The sequence below is a fragment of the Maridesulfovibrio sp. genome, assembly GCF_963678865.1.
In the GTDB taxonomy this organism is placed as follows: domain Bacteria; phylum Desulfobacterota; class Desulfovibrionia; order Desulfovibrionales; family Desulfovibrionaceae; genus Maridesulfovibrio.
Genome location: NZ_OY787459.1, coordinates 2,300,553 through 2,318,013, shown reverse-complemented (window position 1 = coordinate 2,318,013; position 17,461 = coordinate 2,300,553). Strand labels below are relative to the sequence as shown.

16 protein-coding genes are annotated in these 17,461 nt (G+C 49.0%); 1 reads left to right on the top strand and 15 read right to left on the bottom strand.

Annotated elements, in window-relative coordinates; translation table 11 throughout:
* Window positions 1-344: 344 nt before the first annotated feature.
* Entirely contained in the window at window positions 345-1,184 is an 840-nt protein-coding gene (locus tag ACKU41_RS10590) for a hypothetical protein (protein ID WP_321400642.1), read from the bottom strand.
* Window positions 1,185-1,274: 90 nt separating this feature from the next.
* On the opposite strand from ACKU41_RS10590, the gene ACKU41_RS10585 reads away from it, so the two are divergent.
* A complete protein-coding gene (locus ACKU41_RS10585; protein WP_321400640.1) occupies window positions 1,275-2,222 on the top strand; it encodes a hypothetical protein in 948 nt (315 codons plus the stop codon).
* Between the two features lie 87 nt (window positions 2,223-2,309).
* Here ACKU41_RS10585 and ACKU41_RS10580 read toward each other — a convergent pair whose 3' ends face one another.
* The 14 genes from ACKU41_RS10580 to ACKU41_RS10515 form a co-directional block, all read right to left on the bottom strand.
* On the bottom strand, window positions 2,310-2,603 hold the full coding sequence (locus ACKU41_RS10580) for a hypothetical protein (protein ID WP_319777291.1): 294 nt from the start codon (window positions 2,601-2,603) through the stop codon (window positions 2,310-2,312).
* A 65-nt stretch (window positions 2,604-2,668) separates the two neighbouring features.
* The gene (locus ACKU41_RS10575; protein ID WP_319777290.1) at window positions 2,669-3,838 is read right to left on the bottom strand and encodes an ATP-grasp domain-containing protein; all 1,170 of its coding nucleotides are present in this window, start codon (window positions 3,836-3,838) and stop codon (window positions 2,669-2,671) included.
* Between the two features lie 512 nt (window positions 3,839-4,350).
* Window positions 4,351-5,532 (bottom strand): iron-containing alcohol dehydrogenase, encoded by a 1,182-nt coding sequence (locus ACKU41_RS10570; RefSeq protein ID WP_319777288.1) that lies wholly within the window; start codon window positions 5,530-5,532, stop codon window positions 4,351-4,353.
* A 613-nt stretch (window positions 5,533-6,145) separates the two neighbouring features.
* Entirely contained in the window at window positions 6,146-6,778 is a 633-nt protein-coding gene (locus tag ACKU41_RS10565) for a peroxiredoxin (protein WP_321400637.1), read from the bottom strand.
* A gap of 10 nt (window positions 6,779-6,788) precedes the next feature.
* Window positions 6,789-7,334, bottom strand: a complete 546-nt coding sequence (locus tag ACKU41_RS10560; protein ID WP_321400634.1) for a TlpA disulfide reductase family protein — start codon at window positions 7,332-7,334, stop codon at window positions 6,789-6,791.
* A gap of 170 nt (window positions 7,335-7,504) precedes the next feature.
* Complete coding sequence (locus tag ACKU41_RS10555; protein ID WP_319777284.1) at window positions 7,505-8,848, bottom strand: sigma-54 dependent transcriptional regulator; 1,344 nt, start codon at window positions 8,846-8,848, stop codon at window positions 7,505-7,507.
* A 3-nt stretch (window positions 8,849-8,851) separates the two neighbouring features.
* The gene (locus ACKU41_RS10550; RefSeq protein ID WP_319777282.1) at window positions 8,852-10,042 is read right to left on the bottom strand and encodes an ATP-binding protein; all 1,191 of its coding nucleotides are present in this window, start codon (window positions 10,040-10,042) and stop codon (window positions 8,852-8,854) included.
* A complete protein-coding gene (locus ACKU41_RS10545; RefSeq protein ID WP_319777281.1) occupies window positions 10,042-11,184 on the bottom strand; it encodes an iron-containing alcohol dehydrogenase in 1,143 nt (380 codons plus the stop codon). The genes ACKU41_RS10550 and ACKU41_RS10545 overlap by 1 nt, the downstream gene beginning before the upstream one ends.
* 91 nt (window positions 11,185-11,275) lie before the next feature.
* The gene (locus ACKU41_RS10540; protein ID WP_321400630.1) at window positions 11,276-11,905 is read right to left on the bottom strand and encodes a histidine phosphatase family protein; all 630 of its coding nucleotides are present in this window, start codon (window positions 11,903-11,905) and stop codon (window positions 11,276-11,278) included.
* Window positions 11,902-13,038, bottom strand: coding sequence for a DVU_1551 family NTP transferase (locus tag ACKU41_RS10535; protein WP_319777279.1), 1,137 nt, complete (start codon window positions 13,036-13,038; stop codon window positions 11,902-11,904). The genes ACKU41_RS10540 and ACKU41_RS10535 overlap by 4 nt, the downstream gene beginning before the upstream one ends.
* A 2-nt stretch (window positions 13,039-13,040) precedes the next feature.
* A complete protein-coding gene (locus ACKU41_RS10530; protein ID WP_319777278.1) occupies window positions 13,041-14,078 on the bottom strand; it encodes an XdhC family aldehyde oxidoreductase maturation factor in 1,038 nt (345 codons plus the stop codon).
* A complete protein-coding gene (locus tag ACKU41_RS10525; RefSeq protein WP_319777277.1) occupies window positions 14,075-15,409 on the bottom strand; it encodes a DVU_1553 family AMP-dependent CoA ligase in 1,335 nt (444 codons plus the stop codon). The genes ACKU41_RS10530 and ACKU41_RS10525 overlap by 4 nt, the downstream gene beginning before the upstream one ends.
* A complete protein-coding gene (trsS, locus tag ACKU41_RS10520; RefSeq protein ID WP_319777276.1) occupies window positions 15,402-16,751 on the bottom strand; it encodes a radical SAM (seleno)protein TrsS in 1,350 nt (449 codons plus the stop codon). The genes ACKU41_RS10525 and trsS overlap by 8 nt, the downstream gene beginning before the upstream one ends.
* Entirely contained in the window at window positions 16,741-17,205 is a 465-nt protein-coding gene (locus ACKU41_RS10515; protein ID WP_319777275.1) for a DVU_1555 family C-GCAxxG-C-C protein, read from the bottom strand. The genes trsS and ACKU41_RS10515 overlap by 11 nt, the downstream gene beginning before the upstream one ends.
* Window positions 17,206-17,461 lie beyond the last annotated feature (256 nt).

Below are 17,461 nucleotides of genomic sequence, written 5' to 3'. Positions count from 1 at the left end.
GTATACGCTTTGTTCCTGTCTTTTTCTTGCGCCTTGTAGCCGGAACTGTCTGACAGGCTTCCGGACAGGCGTTGGAAAAAAACGGGCACCCCCCGTTAACGAATGACTAGTCTTCTTTGCTGCCTGCTTTGATGAAAGCAATAGCAGTGATAGTCATTGCAAGACCGAAGAAAAACCAGAAAAAGCTCATTTCCATCTCCTCCATTTAGTGCTTATTGAACTGGATTCCTTGCTGATAACAAAAAAAAATAATCTTGAACAGTAAATTAGGGAGGATGAAACAGGTTTTGTCCGGAAGTATGGTGTGTTGTATTTAGAAGAAACTATGGTCAGGGCTGCATAGCCTATACGGAAAGGTTGAGCACTGAACCGGTCGGCGGTGCTGCTACATAGCTTCCGGATTGTAGCTTATCCATGATTTCACCGGCAGCGAGGGGACCGGCGAAGTCTGTGATGCCGGGATTGTTTTTTTCCGCTTCAGTCAGGCCTTTTTTTAAACCTTTTTTTAGGGAGTCAAGGCTCTTGCCTTCGTCTTCAAGAACTTCTTCGATCAGGCTTTTGATGTTCTCGGCGGTCTCTTCTCCGAATTGTTGACTGACCTGTGCAAAGGTGTTCTGCAGGGTCAGTTGTGCTCCGTTTCCGACTTCTCCGCCGGGGCTGACAGCAAAGAAATGTTCCTGCAGCCCGTTTTCAAAGTAATCGTTGATGGCGTTGTTCAGGTTGGAATTGAAGTGGTCCATGACCTGATCCCCGGCTGTAAATCCGAAGTTGCGGTCTATGAACTGGATGGATTTCAGCAGCCCGTTGCTCAGGGAGTCCTCGGTGATCTGATCACCTGAGTTTGCAATGACAATGCCTTTGAATGCTGTGGCTGCTTCATGGCCGAATTTGCTTTCAATGAAGTCGGCTGCTCCGGCGAGTGCTCCGGCCAGATCAGAAGGGTCCTTGGGATTATTGGATTCTCCCTCGGAACCCTTCTGAGTTTTGCCTGTTTGGTCGGGAGATACGGTTTTTTGAGCGATCAGTTCCGCAAATTGGTCAGCTGTATTTACGGGCGAGGCCGGAGTGTTCAGGCGCGTCGCTCTAACGCCGGAAGTCCGGCTCCCGCCCAAAAGCGGAGAACCTTTTTCCAGTAAAGCCGGAGCTCCGTAATTACTTTTTAATGCTGATGCGTTTATTTGCATAACCGTATTCCTTCCATATGGATCATATCGGAGTTTCTAAAGATATGTTTAGAGTGGTTATGAAAAAAAGGGATAAAGCGCTAAGTTTGGTTGACGGTTAGCAGCCCTGCCCGTATCTTTGCTGCCATGAATATTGAAACCATTAAAGAATTCATTCAGTCGCGAAAAATTTTACTTGGATGCTTAGCCGGAGGAATCCTGCTTGTTGCCGCAGGGTATGGAATTTTAATTTTGCAGCAGTCCATTGCCGAGGAAAAGGCCCGTGTGGTCGAACAGCACAGGGTCGAGCAGGAACGCATCGTCAAGGAAAAGCAGGATGCGCAAAGGGCCAAGGTTATTGAGTCCATGAAGCGTCTTATAGAAACCGGGAATGCAGAAACCGCCCTGACTGTTGCCGAGCAGAACAAGGGACTCATGAACAATGAGTTACGGGCCATGATTCATCTGGCCACGGAAAAGGATCTGTTGGACCGTATTGAGCGGACTTCCAAATGGAATTATGCTGATCTGGCCAAATATTACGGGGAGCTTGCCGGTCTTGATCCTGAGAACAGTAAGTACCGCAAGGAATTGAAAGGGTATGACAAAAAATTACGCAAAAGGCTGGAGCGCAAGCTGTACGCTCAGGCACAGGCTCTTCCGGTGCGTGATTTCAAGGCCAATATGGATATCTATGAAGAACTGATGCAGCTGAATCCCGGGGAGAAACTTTATAAAAGTAAATATGATCGGTACCGGGACAAATATGAAGCATTTATGAAAGAATTAGAGAAGTTCGGGCCCAAGCCCATGCTTTCTGCCGACAAGAAGTTTTATCCTGAAGTTAAGAAATATTTGAAGCAGAATTCCATGTATCCTGAAACATTGGAAATGGATTCAGCCACGGATTGTTACTACACCGATTCCGGCTGGCTGGTCGGCTGTACCTACAGTGAGAAGAATGAACTCGGAACCAGATTCAGTGAGTTCCTCTGGTTTACCATTACCAATTCCACTGTGCAGAAGGTCGAAGCAGGTGGAGCTTATACTGTAAATTAATTATTGAATTTATATAAATCAAAAACTCCGCCTGGATATCCGGGCGGAGTTTTTTGTTGCCCTGAGGCCGGCTGTTTTCAAAAGATTTTAATCTTCCAGATCTTTAATCCAGCCTTCAAGGGCATCAATGATCTTGCGCGCCTGATCAGGGCTGGAAATATTGAATTTGGATTGCGGGCGGTATTCGCCTTTCATTTTGCGGAAACGGCGGATGGTGTACATGTCCTTGCCGTATTCGCCGCTTTTGCGGTCCAGCTGCTTGTAGCGGAACATGATGGTGGTCCATGCGCCTTTGGTCAGTACCTCTTTGTCCAGTTCTTTGACGATAACCTGTCCGTCTTCTTCATAATGTATAGTCAAATCTTCGATTGTTGAACTCATGGTATCTCCTTGAAGGGTTGATATAATACCGAAATCTGCCGTAAATGGCGTAAGTTGTCAAAGGCCTACTGGAAATTCAGATATTCCGTAAAATCAGCATGCAGCATCTTCTTTAATTCATCGAGATTATCCGCATCCACCTCGGCAAAGATAAATGCAAAAACAGGGTGCTCTTTATAATCAATTTTTCGTAATTCAAGAGGGGTGGAAAAGTTTGCTCTAAAACCTTCGTAATCCACTGATGTGATTTCGGAACGGTCCACAGTGGAATCAATATCTCCAATAACCATGGCGAAAATTTTGCCTTCGCAACAGCCGGAAATCTTAGCCCAATCCGGATTCAAACCTTCCATAAAATATTTATAGGGGTTGATACCGTAAGCGTAGTGGGCAAGATCTGTTACACACCAGCCCGCGAAACGCATGGGGTTGACCTCAATGACACCAAGGTTGCCGTACCCATCCGTGCGTACTTCGATATGAATGGGGAAGTTTTTCAGATCTGCCCGGTTGCCTATTTTCCGCAGCAGTTTCAGGAATTCATCATGATGTTCGTTGATGATATTTGTGGAAGTGATGTAGCAGCGGTCGCTGACGTCATCGCTCGAAGCGAAAAGGTGTCCTAATATGTTGATGATTACCGGATTGCCGTCTCTGTCATAGTATGCATCAACAGCAAATTCTTCACCTTCAATACATTCTTCGATAATGAATTTGTCCAGTTCCAGCACCTTGGCAGGGTACATAGTCTTTATCTGTTCCACTTCATTTTTGATAGCTTCAACAGCTATCTGCCAGCCTTCAACAGATTCAACCATATGCACGCCAAGACTGAAAAAACCGACACAAGGTTTGATGACGCAGGGAATGGGCAGTTCGTCTGCGTTAACATGATCTAAATCTTCGAAGTCGACAGTGCGGTAGAAAAAATCAGGATACATGTCCCGGACCAGATCCCTGAAAGCACCTTTGTCTTTGAAAAGTCTGATTTTGTGGGGCAGGTCGCCGCTGTTCAGGTTATTGTCTATCCAGTCAATTGCGTTTTCCGAGTTGGAGTAGACCGGCTGGGCGCGGTCATCGTTGTAGGCGGCAACGAATTCTTTTTCCTTGCTGAGGATAATATTTTCGTTCTGCAAGGCTTCATTGGCGATTTTATTATCAAGTACCGGTCTGCCGAGTTCGGCAAGAGTTTTTTTGAGCAGGGCAGATACATATGGTTTTTCGAGGATGAACATTGTGCTTTCCTTGTAAGAGATAATTTTTGAAAGAAGTAATAAAGATATTATCTATCAAGCACAATAGCCAGCCATGAACGGCATGAATATATACAGAAAGCAAAAAAGGAGAGATATCAGAATTTTAGAAGAGAGGAGGAGTGCAGGCCCGTTTGCATATGTTTCCAAGGTGCCGGGGTGAACAGCCTGTGAAGGCCGTATTTGATTGAAACAATTTTATGCATTGGTCCGTATGCTGTAAATTGTGGGCGTTAACTGCAAACGGGCCTGCGTGGGGTAAATTTCTGAGGGGGGAGTATGTTTCCCCCCTCCGTAAATACATTGTCCATTCGGTTTATCTAGTTTGCAGCTCCACCTGCGCGCCTATAACCGAATCTCTGCAGGCAAAACGGATCAGACCTTTGCCAATCCATGACCTCTGTTATGCAAAATGATCCGTATGCCCGTGACAAAAGTATCTTGTACATCCGGCCTGCGGTTTGCAGATCCTCAGGCCGGATGGAACTTATTATTTACATGGCAGCCTTGTAGATTGCGGCAACTGCATCGTCAGTCATGACTCTGGGGTTGGTGAGACCACATGCGTCTTTCTGAGCGTTGGCAGTCATGGTCGGGATGTCTTTTTCATCGACCTTCTTGCCGTATCTTTCGCCGAGGGCTTTCAGGCCTGCGGGGATACCAACATCAGAGGAGAGCTGGCGGATAGCATCAAGAGCTGCATCAGCAGCAACGCGCGGAGCCAGACCTTCGGTGTTCACGCCGAGCCATTCAGCCATTTCAGCGAAACGTTCTACGTTGGCGATCAGGTTGTGCTGTTCAACGTAAGGCAGCAGGATGGCGTTACACTCGCCGTGAGGCAGGTCATAGAAACCGCCGAGCTGGTGAGCCATAGCGTGTACATGACCCAGGGAAGCGTTGTTGAAAGCCATACCGCCGAGATACTGGGCGTAGCACATGCCTTCGCGAGCTTCGATGTCCTGACCGTTAGCAACTGCGCGGCGCAGGTACTTGTTGATCAGGCGGATGGATTTTTCAGCACAAGCATCAGTGATGGGGGTAGCAATGGTGGAAACCCATGCTTCAACGGAGTGAGTCAGAGCGTCCATACCGGTTGCTGCAGTCAGGGACGGCGGCATGCCCATCATGAGCAGGGGATCATCAAGTGCGATACCGGGGGTTACACGCCAGTCAACGATAGCCATTTTAACCTTACGGGAGGTATCGGTGATGATGCAGAAACGGGTCATTTCAGAAGCAGTACCTGCGGTGGTGTTAACTGCTACATAAGGGGGCATGGGTTTAGTGGATTTGTCCACGCCTTCGAAGTCATGAATGCTTCCGCCATTGGAAACAACGAGGCCGACGCCTTTACCGCAGTCATGAGAGCTACCACCGCCGAGAGTGATCAGGGAGTCGCAGCCGTTGTCCTGATAAGCTTTTACGCCATCAGCAACGTTTTTGTCTGTGGGGTTGGGAATGGTTTCGTCATAGACTACGCAGTCCATACCTTCTGCTTTCAGAATGTCCACAATCTGCTGGGTGATGCCAACGCCGGTGATACCCTTGTCTGTTACGAGCAGGGGTTTCTTACCGCCGAGAGCCTTAATGCGTGCGGGGATTTCTTTGTGTGCGCCAATACCGATAAGGGTTACACTGGGGATAAAAAAACCGTTTACTTGTTCACGTACTGCCATTTGAGACCATCCTTTAGCTTAATAGGTTTTTAGAAGGTTGGGCCTAGTCTTGTACTTATTAACGCTTTCTATAAGGCAAGAGATGTGCCAAAGTGAAAAGTTATTAAATACAGCGACTTAAACGTTTTGGGCTTTTGCTGTAGTGATTCTTTTCTAATTCTTGATCTGTGTTATTCTCCTTTTTTTTAATGTGAAAAATGTAACAATATTGACAAAAGTGTTACATGACAGGGGCTGAAGTATGGGTGTGTCAATATGAACCAGCTCTACACTCCAGTGTGTCAGAAGGATCATGTGTTTCAGTGAGCATATATATACATGAAAAAAAGGCCGGGATGAATAATTTTACAGATATTTTTGATCTTTTTTATATTGATTGTGTAATCAAAATCTTTTCTTTGTATCTTTGTACGTAGTGTGTTATAGTAATAAATTTATTTTTTACATTGATTGTAAATAAAAAAAGCCGTTCCGGCAATCCGGAACGGCTAGACTACTGATAAAGCACCATTTGAGGCCTCTATGCGCAAAAATACTGAAGCTCACGCCTGTCTACATACGCGTCGTTTTTGTTTTAATTAAATCAGGCAACTTCAAGACAAACAGCCAATCCTTAATTTGTCAGCAAGCCAGTTTTTTGTTGTAGCGTGAAATTACAATTTTCAGTTTGTTTTAACGCCCTGATAATTTGTCCGAGATCCGGCCTTTTATTAATATTGTGTATATCAATATAACGGAGCACCCCATCTTTATCGATGACGAGAATTGCCCGCTCACTGATTCCTTCCGGTCTCAGAATTCCGAATGCTGCAGCTGTGGCTCCATGAGGGTAGAAGTCGGAAAGAACAGGAAACCAGACTCCTCCATCACCCATCTGGCTGGTCCATGCATGCAGAGAGGGAATGTTATCTGTAGTAATTCCGAGGATTATCGCATCATACTTTTCAAAAAGTTCACGGGCAATATTGTAGCCCGGCCATTGGTCGGAGCAGATGGGGGTGAATGCTGCCGGTACAAATGAAATGATAACGTTTTTTTTGCCCCGGTATTCAGAGAGGGAGACTTTTTTGCCGGAAATTGACGGCAGTGTAAAATCAGGCGCTTTATCTCCTACTTTTACTTTAAGCACGCTGTTGACCGGTTTCATTTGTTTTGATTCGTATATCTGTTCCTTGGCCACCTTTGCCTGAACATTAGCGCAGGTCAGCAGTAGAAGAGCTGCTGTGCAGAGAATCGTTTTTTTCATCTCTATTTTCCTAAAGCTTGTCTTTGATTGCTTTCATGAATTTTTCAGCAGAGTCAAAGGGACCTGCATGGGAGAGAATCACCTTGAATCCTTTGCCGTCTCTTTGGAGCATGAAAAAGTGCGGAGTGCCGGGTTCGCCGAATTTAGAATGCAGATCCAGATCAGAATCCGTGAACAACGGGAATTCCACCGAATATTTCTTCCTGTAAAAGTCAACCTCAAACTCTGAGTTTCCGGCACCGATACCGATGAATTTTATTTCAGCACATTCTTTGGCTTTGTTGAGCATGTTGCAGAATGAGTTTACCGCCGGTGCCTCTTTCTGGCAGTGCGGGCAGTACATGCTGTATACCTCTATAATAATATAGTCGGCATCTATCTCCAGAAGATCCCATGGCCCGGTGCCGGTCAGACCCAGATATTCCTGTTGGGCAGCAGATAATTTACCCTCAAGTTTAATCGTCGGGAATCGCGTGCCGGATTGTAGGGGGTCAGCATAAGCGGCTGAACTTATAAACAATGAAATTGCTATTAATAATAAACATATTTTACGCATTGAATCCTCCTTTGGGAGTTTATGTAAAGCATATCCTGCCTAAACCGGGGAGGAAGTCCAGTCATAGCATAGCTGGGGCTGGTTTGGCACTGGATTAGTATGGAATTTGGATTAAAAAAGCCGCCCCATGTTCCCACAGGGCGGCTTTCAGTGTTCTGGTTTAATTATCTCTACAAATTATACTTATCAATTTTGCGGTAAAGGGTCTTGCGGCCGATGCCCAGAGCCTGTGCCGCTTTCTGGCGATTGCCGTTGAAGAAGTCGAGGGCCTTGATTATGTGCTCGCGCTCCATGCGTTCCAAGGAAAGGATTCCGGCTTCGCCTTCGCGTTCCGGCTGGTCGGCGATTTCCTTGGGCAGGCAGGAGCAGGTGATGGTGTTGTTGTCAGCCAGAATGATGCTGCGTTCCAGTACGTTGCGTAGTTCGCGGACGTTACCCGGCCAGTGGTAGGAAAGCATGCACTGCATGGCTCTTTCACTGATGGTGTATTCGCCCTGTCCCATCTGGAAGCCGAGCTTGTTGATGAAAAAGTCTATGAGCAACGGGACATCTTCGCGGCGGTCTTTAAGTTCCGGAAGGCTGATGTTGAAAACGTTGATGCGGTGGAAAAGTGCTTCGTGAAATCTGCCTTCCTCCACTTCCTTGGCAAGGTTACGGTTGGTGGCGAAAAGGAAACGGATATCCACGGTGCGTTCATCCTTTTCCCCAACCCGGCGGAAGGTATGCGATTCCAGAACACGCAGCAGTGAGGCCTGCACTTCCATGGGCAGTTCCCCGATTTCATCAAGGAAGAGGGTGCCGGTATGGGCGAAGGTCATCAAGCCGTCGCAGTTTTCAGTGGCCCCGGTAAAGGAGCCTTTGGTGTGTCCGAAAAGTTCGCTGCGCGAAAGTTCCTTTTGCAGGGTGGCGCAGTTCTTTACAATCATAGGTTTGCCTGCACGTAGGCTGGCGCAGTGGATGGAGTGGGCTACCACGTCTTTACCAGCCCCGGATTCCCCGGTGATCAGCACCGGTACATTGGTGGGGGCAACTTTATTGATCAAATGCTTGATCTGTTTGATTGGCGTAGAACTGCCGATGAGCTGTGAACTGGACGTGTCGCTCTGATGGGAATGGCGGTAACTGCGGTTCTCACGGGTCAGGCAGACTCGTTGCCATGCGCGGTCCACCACAAGTTCCACCCGGTCGAGGCGGAAAGGTTTGGTTATGTAATCATAGGCCCCGATGCGGATGGCTTCCACGGCGTTATCGATATTTCCGTGCCCGGTGATCAGGATGACTTCTACATCCGGTTCCATGTCTTTAAATTCGGTGAGCAGCTCAAGGCCGTCCCCGTCCGGTAAGCGGATGTCGGAGATAATAACTTCGTAACGTTCCTTGCGGACCATTTCCCTTGCAGTCTTGGCGCAGTTAGCGGTCTGCACAATGCGTTCAGGGCTGGCAAGTTCTTTGCTGAGCAGTTTCAGGATGGATTCTTCATCATCCACCACAAGCACTTTGTATGATTCTGACATTTCCTAATCTCGCTGCAGGGGGAAAAGTACTGTAAATGTGGACCCTTTGCCCACTTCACTGTCCACTATGATTTCACCGCTGTGTTCTCTTACAATGTTAAAACAGGTCGAAAGACCGATGCCAATCCCTTTACCGATCTGCTTGGTGGTGAAGAACGGTTCAAAGAGCATTCCCTTGTTTTCTTCGGGAATACCGCACCCGGAGTCGCTGACTCTCACTCCTATGTGGTTGTTTTCAATAAAGGTTTCAATGCTGATTTTACCGTTGTGTTCAATGGCGTCCACAGCGTTGGTCAGCAGGTTAAGGATGACCTGTTTGAGCTGGGCCTCGTTGCCGAGAACCGGTTGCATGGGGGAAGTCAGCTTTACCTCCAGCTCAACATTCTGGTAGCGGCGGAATTGGTGGTCCAGCAGGCGCAGGGTATCCTCAGCTACCTGATTTATATCCACGGGTATAAATTCCGAAGCAACCGGGCGGCTGAATGAGAGCAGGGTCTTTACAATGTCCTGACAACGCAGGCATTCTTTAAGAATGGTATTGGTGTAATCGTAAAGGTCTTCGGCCAGTTCATCGGGAATTTTGTCATCGAGCCGGGTCAGCCTGCGCTGAATCCCTTCGGCAAATCCGGCCACTGCGGCCATGGGATTGTTTATCTCGTGCGCAACCCCGGCAGCCAGCACCCCGATTGTTGCCATTTTCTCGGCCTGGTAGAATTTGGCCTGATATTCCTTTTCCATGGTCACATCCCTTTTGAAGATCAGGATGCGGTCTTCTTCGGTTCCGGGGGTCTTTAACGGCGAAGCGACCATGTCGAATTGCATGTTTTTGCCGTCAATATGGAAAATAGCCGTATCTTTGCAGACCGTATTGGTTGAAAGGGACTTAAAGGCCGGACATTCAGTGCAGGCATGTTTGGTTTCCCGGAACAGGGCATAACATTTTTTGCCGATGGGATTGATGCCGGGAAAAAGCTGTTCAAAAACCCGGTTTACGGAAATGATTTCAAGATCCTCTGAGAGGACCATCATTACATCTGTGATGCCGTCGAGAATAGCCGCGATTTCACAGCGCTGGTCTTCTGATTCGCGGTTGATTTCAGTCAGCTCCTTGATATTTTGCTGGAGTTCCTGAAAGAAGTTCAGTTTGTGGTGCTCAATACCGATCAGATCGTGCAGTGTTGCTCTGTTTCCCATTACCATGACTCCCCGCAGATTTTGAGCAGATCATCGCAGTCTGCATTTCGCGGATTGGTTACTGTGCAGGCATCTCTGGTCGCGAGGCGGCAGATTGCTTCCATCTGGTCGTTGTCCGGTACAATGTCCCGGAGACGCATGGGGATTTCCAGTTCTTCGAACATTGCCTGCAGGATTTCACTCAGGTCCCGTTTTTTCTGTTTCACCGGAGCCGGACAGCTGTTGTTGATAGTCCGGGCAATGGTTTCCATTTTTCTTTCCGAGCAATATTTATTGAATCTGACAACCGCAGGCAGCAGGATGGGCAGGGTCAATCCGTGGGTTACATCGTATCTCCCTCCGAGGGAATGCGCCAGTGAGTGGCCTACTCCCAGACCTGCGTTACTAAAGGACATGCCCGCTGCAGTGCTGGCAATAGAGAGATTTTTCAAGGCTTCAGGATCTTTGGAATTTGCTGCGGTCTTAATGTTGCCTGCAATTAGCCTGATTGCTGTCAAAGCCTGAGATTCTGTGAAGGGCGAAGCCAGACGGGAGACGTATGACTCAATGGCATGGGCCAATGCATCCACAGCCGAGGCGAGAATCAGTCCTCGAGGTTTGGTAATCAGCAGGTCCGGGTCGATGATAGAAATATTGGGTACCAGAGAGCGGCTGATGATGGCCATTTTTATCTTGCGTTGTTTATCGGTAATAATGGCGTACTGGGAGACATCCGAACCGCTTCCGGCAGTGGTGGGAATCAGGATCATTGGCGGCAGCGGGCGGCTGATGCGGTTGGCTCCCTCGTAGTCATGGATTTCCCCGCCGTTGCTGACGATAGTGGCGATGCCTTTGGAAGCGTCAATGGGACTTCCTCCGCCGAGTCCGATGATGACATCAGCTTTGTTGTCCCGGTAAAGCTTAGCTCCCTGCTGGATCTGGTCTGCCCGCGGATTGGAGGTGAGACCATCGAAATATATGCAATCAAGATTCGCGGCGTTAAGAAGGTTGATAATAATTTTTACCCACCCGGATGACTCCAGCCCTTTGTCACTGACCAGCAGGACACGTTTTGCGCCTAGCCTTTGGGCGCATGATGCCAGATATGTGATACTTCCGTTACCGAAAATTACTTCCGGAATGGCGAATTTGGTTACCTGCATATAGCTCCCTTGCTTTAATTATGCCTATATTTGTATAATTATTACATTTTTATTGTCTGTCCGTATGGAGAATAAGTCAAGGGCAAGGGTATCAATCATAATCTGGCATCAATTGTGTCAGGTGTGAGCCTAGCCCCTGATTCGGCGGTAGGTTATACGCTTTGAGGAAATATTTATCTCCTTTTTTATCAATGACAGTGGCATGGCAATAGTCCGGTTTAATCCTGAAAATATTTATCAGTGGAAAACCCAGTATTATATGCAGCACTGTCCTGATCACTCCGGCATGAGTAACGGCTATTATCGGCCCCTCACCATAATTAAGTTGTTCGAGAAAAGAACCGACCCGTTCTTTGAGGTCTGTGAAATTTTCTCCTCCGGGGGAGCGGAAGCCGGCAATATCCTCGCCACGCCTTTTGTAATCCTGCGGGTACAGTCTTTTAATCTCGGTGAAATCAAGCCCGTCCCATTCTCCGAGGTTGATTTCTTTAATCTCCGGAGCACTGATTAAACCTGTCCCACATTGTTGTTCAATCAATGATGCAGTTTGCATCGTTCTGGACAGGGGACTGCAATAGATACGCCGGGGTTGGAAGGAGTCCAAAGATTCAGCAAGTTGCGCGGCCTGTTCAAGTCCGTTTCGGGAAAGAGGCAGGTCAATCTGACCCACTGCGCGTCCTTTGGCGTCCTTTATTTCCCCATGACGGATGAAGACGATCATAGAATAGCCTTTGCCGCCAGCGGAGCCAACCGTTCCGGGACGTTGATCCCCGCTTCCTGTTCATAGCGCAGGAGCAGGTCTTTGGCTCTTTCCAGTCTGCCGGTGATGGCGGTTACGGCTTCTGGATCGTCTTTCCAGCGTTCCAGTGTTTTTCCATAGCGCTGGTCGAGAGATACCGGATTTGTTCCTTGAAAAAGTTTATCCGCCAGAAAAACAATTTCCCGTTCGGTGAGCGGTGAGTCCGGTTTAATATCCGTATCCCGGTGGGCGGCTACAATGTCGGCAATGCCGGAAAATCCGTAACCTGCGAGAATAGCCGCGCCTGCAGCTTCATGGTTGCGCTTGAGCTTGGCTACGTCATGCATCAGGGCAGCGCATTTTACTATGTTCAGGTCCAGCGGTTTATTATGGTTCCGGGCCTTGTTCAGGGCTTCGGCCATCAGACATGCTGCTTCAGCCACTGTTTTACAATGTTCTCGGGTCTGCAGCGGAGTGTCGGCAAGTTCCCATAGGGCTTCGCACTCTTCAGGCAGCGGCACCCGTCGGCGGGAAATCTGTCGGGCCTTTTCGTAATCTTCAGGCGTGTCCAGATCGTGCAGGATGCCAATGTCCGGCATGTTCAAATCCCGTGCGTTACTGTCATGCCGTTCAAGGACTGTTCGCAGACCTCCTTTGCCGTCATGAGCGATGATTTCAGGGATCAATTTTGTGTTGATCAGCGGCGGGTGTCCCCTTTCCCCGCGAAAACAGGGGTAGATAATGTCAGTAGGCGCAGAGGAATAATCAAAGGTCAAAGCCCGAATGGTTGAAGAACGGACCAGAGGAATATCCACCGGTAGGATGAGGAAAGCTTCTGCGTCATCAGGCAGTTCTTGAACCCCTTTTTTAACAGAGGAGAACATTCCCTGTTCATAATCAGGATTGAAAATTTCGTGCATGCCGAGGACCTTTGCTTCCGCACCTACCTTATCAGCCTTATGTCCGGTGACCACATATATATCAGCAGCCCCCCCATTGACCAGTGAACGGATGCAGCGGGAAAGCACGGTACAGCCGTTCAGCGGCAGCAGGGCTTTCAGTTTTCCCATGCGCGACGAAAATCCAGCCGCCAAAATCAGTCCATAAATTTTCATGTTCAACCCCCCGAGCGTTTCTGAATCAGCTCTCCTACAATTGATACGGCTATTTCTTCAGGCGTCTGGGCTCCTATGGAAAGCCCTATGGGACAATGACAACGGTCAATTTCCTGCTGCGCGACTCCCTCTTCGCGCAGGGCATCATATATGGCGTTCCGCTTTTTGGAACTGCCTATCATGCCCACGTAACGGGCCGGGGTGGCAAGAGCCTGTCCCAGCACTGTCTTGTCGTGCAGGTGTCCCCTGGTGACAATGATAATGTATGAATTATCGTTCAATTCCAGCCCTGCAAAGCAATCGCTGAAATCCGGCAGCACATGGATTTCAGCAGCCTGCGGGAATCTTGTCTCGTTGGCGAAGTCGGCTCGGTCATCAATAATTACGGTGCGGAAATTAACTGATGAAGCCAGAGCTGCTGTGGGCCGGGAAACATGTCCGGCTCCGAAAATGTATAAGTCCGGCTGGGGGATAAAGGCTTCAGTCGTCAGCAGGATTTCATCAATTTTCTTTATTACCGGAGAACCTGATTTAAGTGCAGTTTCGAGAAGTGCGGTTGCTTCTTTTTCTTCTGCAAACTGAAGTGCAGGCAACTGGCAACAGGGACGCACGGCCTGTCTTTCTCTAATGAAACCTTCTTCGGAAACAGTGAACAGAACAGCGTGCTTACCAGTGCGCAACGCTTCATTGACAGCATTAAAAGCTGCGCTGGTCCGTTCATCGGCAGGCAGGTGTTCAAGCATTACTTCCACGTGTCCGCCGCAGATCATATCCGCATTGGCGGCCAGTTCATTGGAAAGGTCGAATTCACGGAATACTACAGTGTTTGCGGGTTCATCGAATATTTGGGCTGCTTCTTTCTGGACCAGAGCTTCAACCAGTCCGCCGCCGATGGTTCCGTCAATGGAGCCGTCGCGTTTGATGATCATTTTGCTGCCGGAAGAACGGGGGGTTGAACCGGAGCTTTTTATGATTGAGGCCAGAATGAGGTCGTTGCCGGACTCAAGCTGTGAACAGAGATTGGAAATAAGTTTTTTCATATAATACCGGCCTGCCGTGATTTGATTGTTATGGAACGTTTTCCGAAACCGGAATGAATGGTTCCGTCCTGATTAGCAAGTCTGACTGATAATTTCAAATTATGATTGTCGCAGGCTTGTCTGATTTTCGGATAGTCCTGCAGATGTTTTTTGACTTCCGGTCCGGGTTTGGCTCCGGGCAGTACGTCCAGTTTGAAAAACAGGGCCAGTTCTTCAGGGATGTACTCCACCGTAAAGTCTAAAACGTCTTTATGGGAAAGAATGGAATTATTCAGTTCGCCCAGATCAAGACGGCTGCCTCCGGGTAAAAGAACTCCGTCGCCGAGTCTTCCTTCAACCGCACCCAGCCTGCGCAGGGGCAGGCCGCAGGAGCATTCGCCGTGCATGATGCAGCCTACATCCCCGGTGCGATATCGGATCAGGGGCATGGCCCGGCGTGAAAGGGTGCTGATCACTATTTCGCCTTTGTGCCCGTCAGGGACTTGTCTGCCTGTGGCCGGATTGATTATTTCTATATAAAAATCCGGTTCTCGCAGGTGCATACCCGATCCGGACCGGCAGTCCACACCGCCTCCGAGACAGGTTTCTGTCATGCCCCAGTGGGTAAATACTTCGCAGCCGAAAACCCGTGAAATTGTCTGCATGCAGGCATGGGGCAGCACGTCCCAGCAGAGCAGCACCGAGCGCACGTGGTTGATGACGATTCCTTTGCTCTCCAGCATCCGGGCCAAAGCGTGAATCTGGATGGCCGGACCTAGAATGCAGCGGGCATGGGTGTCGAGCAGTAGATTAAGCAGGGTGCTGATATAGGAAGGATTGACCGGAAGTACGGTTTCTCCCCCTAACCGTGAAATGGATTCCGCGAAAAGAGAGCCTACTCCGCCGGGGCGTGAGTCGGGCAGGATAGCCAGAATTGTTTCCCCTTCTCTTAACATAGGGGCCATCCCGTAGTGGAAAAATTCAATGGTTCTTTCAAGGTCTCCAGCGGTGAAGAAAAGGCGTTTGGGCGGACCGCTTGATCCGGAGCTGGCAAGGGTTACGGCCCGTGCAATTTCATCCTGTGAAACGCAGAGGAAGTTTTCGGGACCGTTGCGCAGGTCTTCAGCAGTAGTGAAGGGAATGTGTTCAAGGTCCGTGGGGCTGTGCACTGCTCCGGTTTGTACTCCGGCCAGCCTTTCATGGTAGAATGGACAGTTTCTGACAGCTTGAAATAATGTCTGCCGCAAGCGCTCAAACTGCCATTTCTGAAGTTCGCGCACAGAGACAGGATGCAGATCGGGAGCACGGCCCATACGCAAATTGAGCCATTTACCCAGTGGGCGGTCAGTCATCAATCATCCTCCTGTATAAGGTGGAGCCGTCCATGGCTGTTAAATTATAGGCACAAAAAGGAATCAGCCTGCCGTCAGGGGCAGCTACATGGATACAACAGCCTTTTAAGCGGTCAAGGTCAAGGGTCCATGCGTCCTGAAAAGCCATGCCCGAAAGGGCTAGTATGTGGGTCTTGGCCCGGTGCAGGAAACGGTCAAGGTCGTCCATAGGTTTGTCACAAGCACATTTTCCCTTTGGGGCGGCCCATTGACGGCGGACAAAAGATTTGGATTTGTCTGCTCCTTCGGAAGCAGGTTTTGGCGTGCAGCAGCTTTCTGTTTTAGCAGAAAGTTTTTTCAGGCTGCCGTCTTCCATGATCAGGTAATTAGCATGAAACGAGCACAATGAATGCTCACACCCAGGAGGCATGAAGTCTTCCCGGTGAACCAGTTGCTCACTTTGTTCCTCCAGTGCAGTCATGATTTCCGGAAGGGTGATGCGCATGTCATCTGAAGGCGGGGAGGGGTAGCGCCCAAAGTAACTGACCGGCTGAAAATGTACCCCGCGTACTCCGGGAGCGTATGAAACAGCCAGTTTTAAAATTTCCCCGATGTCGTCATCGTTCACACCGGGAACAACTGTAGGCACCAGCACTACCCCGATCCCTGCCGCAGTGAGGTTTTCAATTGCTTTGATTTTTTCTTCAAGAAGTTTTCGACCGCGAATGGTCCTGTAAATATCGTCACGGGTGCCGTCAAATTGGAGGAATGCGGAATCCACTCCTCCCGCTGCCCAGCGTTTGGCAAGGCCGTGTTCGCGGGCCACACGTACCCCGTTGGTATTGACCTGTACGAAAGGAAAACCTATCGCCTTAGCCAATTCGGCAATGCGCGGTAGGTCATCGCGAATCGCAGGTTCTCCTCCTGAAATCTGCAGATTGCACGGTCCGGCGGTGTTGCGGATTTTCTCAAGTAGTTTTTCCAGCTCAGGAATGCTGGGGTCCGCCGGGACTTTCTTCCCTGCCGAGGCAAAGCAGACCTTACAGTTCAAATCACAGCGCCAGGTTATCTCTACCAGTGTGGTGCAGGTGTGCTGGTTGTGTTCCGGGCAAAGTCCGCAATCAAAGGGGCAACCTTTGCTCCCGGCAGTATCCATTACCGGGGGAGTAGAAGGTATTTTGGGTCTTGACCAACCGGAAAGAGCAGGTTCACCGCGCCAGAAGGGAGTGCTGAACCTACCATGTTCAGGGCATTCTTTTACAATGCGGCTTTCTCCGTTTTCAGTGACCCTGCGGGCCGGTATTTTTTGCAGACAGACTGGGCAAAGGGATTCGGTCTCAACAACATCAAAGCTAATATCCATCTGCTCCGTCCCTTCCCTCTGCCGGATCAAAGCCGTTTTCCATTAAAATATTTAACAGTTGCGTGTACGCCTCAACAAGCAAAACCCCACAGCGGTCGGCTCTTGGAGAACCACATTCATCATCCAGAATATCGCTGCAGCTTATGCCGCCGAATTCAGAAACGGTTCTTTCTTTGAACCATTCCCGGAAGTCTTCCACTAATAAAGGATAGTTGTCTGCTGCGGATTCAGTGTCGGTACCTTTACCTGCGTAAAGGCCCAGTGCGCAAAGGCCGCCGCTTAAAATTCCGCAGGTTCCGGCACAGTCACCCATGCCCATGCACAATCCCTGTGCTGCACGCACAAGAGCTGGGTTTTCCTGTTGCAGGTTGTCAAGGCAAAGAATGATTATGATCTGGGCGCAGCAATAACCCGCGCCGTTTAATTGCATTATTCTAAGGTCTGTCTCTGTCATGTGTGCCTCCGGCGGCCCAGCCGGGGGCCTTAAATCCTTTTTATTGCGCCTTTTTCTTTTAGGCACCGGTCAAATCCGTTTTCCTGCGGATTTGTGTAAAAAGGGTTTAAGAATCCCAAAAACTTTTAATAGGGCTTCGCCATGTGGTTGCTTAAAAATATTGAGTTAAAAATTATGTCTGTCCGTTTATGGGGAATGTTTTGATGTATCTGTTTCAGCTTATGCATGAACACCTGCGGCAAAGCCCTAATGAAAG

What these genes read in the sequence shown, in the direction of transcription:
- ACKU41_RS10590 (WP_321400642.1), bottom strand. Translation starts at nt 1,184, where the DNA reads ATGCAAATAAACGCATCAGCATTAAAAAGTAATTACGGAGCTCCGGCT.
- ACKU41_RS10580 (WP_319777291.1), bottom strand. Translation starts at nt 2,603, where the DNA reads ATGAGTTCAACAATCGAAGATTTGACTATACATTATGAAGAAGACGGA.
- ACKU41_RS10575 (WP_319777290.1), bottom strand. Translation starts at nt 3,838, where the DNA reads ATGTTCATCCTCGAAAAACCATATGTATCTGCCCTGCTCAAAAAAACT.
- ACKU41_RS10570 (WP_319777288.1), bottom strand. Translation starts at nt 5,532, where the DNA reads ATGGCAGTACGTGAACAAGTAAACGGTTTTTTTATCCCCAGTGTAACC.
- ACKU41_RS10565 (WP_321400637.1), bottom strand. Translation starts at nt 6,778, where the DNA reads ATGAAAAAAACGATTCTCTGCACAGCAGCTCTTCTACTGCTGACCTGC.
- ACKU41_RS10560 (WP_321400634.1), bottom strand. Translation starts at nt 7,334, where the DNA reads ATGCGTAAAATATGTTTATTATTAATAGCAATTTCATTGTTTATAAGT.
- ACKU41_RS10555 (WP_319777284.1), bottom strand. Translation starts at nt 8,848, where the DNA reads ATGTCAGAATCATACAAAGTGCTTGTGGTGGATGATGAAGAATCCATC.
- ACKU41_RS10550 (WP_319777282.1), bottom strand. Translation starts at nt 10,042, where the DNA reads ATGGGAAACAGAGCAACACTGCACGATCTGATCGGTATTGAGCACCAC.
- ACKU41_RS10545 (WP_319777281.1), bottom strand. Translation starts at nt 11,184, where the DNA reads ATGCAGGTAACCAAATTCGCCATTCCGGAAGTAATTTTCGGTAACGGA.
- ACKU41_RS10540 (WP_321400630.1), bottom strand. Translation starts at nt 11,905, where the DNA reads ATGATCGTCTTCATCCGTCATGGGGAAATAAAGGACGCCAAAGGACGC.
- ACKU41_RS10535 (WP_319777279.1), bottom strand. Translation starts at nt 13,038, where the DNA reads ATGAAAATTTATGGACTGATTTTGGCGGCTGGATTTTCGTCGCGCATG.
- ACKU41_RS10530 (WP_319777278.1), bottom strand. Translation starts at nt 14,078, where the DNA reads ATGAAAAAACTTATTTCCAATCTCTGTTCACAGCTTGAGTCCGGCAAC.
- ACKU41_RS10525 (WP_319777277.1), bottom strand. Translation starts at nt 15,409, where the DNA reads ATGACTGACCGCCCACTGGGTAAATGGCTCAATTTGCGTATGGGCCGT.
- trsS (WP_319777276.1), bottom strand. Translation starts at nt 16,751, where the DNA reads ATGGATATTAGCTTTGATGTTGTTGAGACCGAATCCCTTTGCCCAGTC.
- ACKU41_RS10515 (WP_319777275.1), bottom strand. Translation starts at nt 17,205, where the DNA reads ATGACAGAGACAGACCTTAGAATAATGCAATTAAACGGCGCGGGTTAT.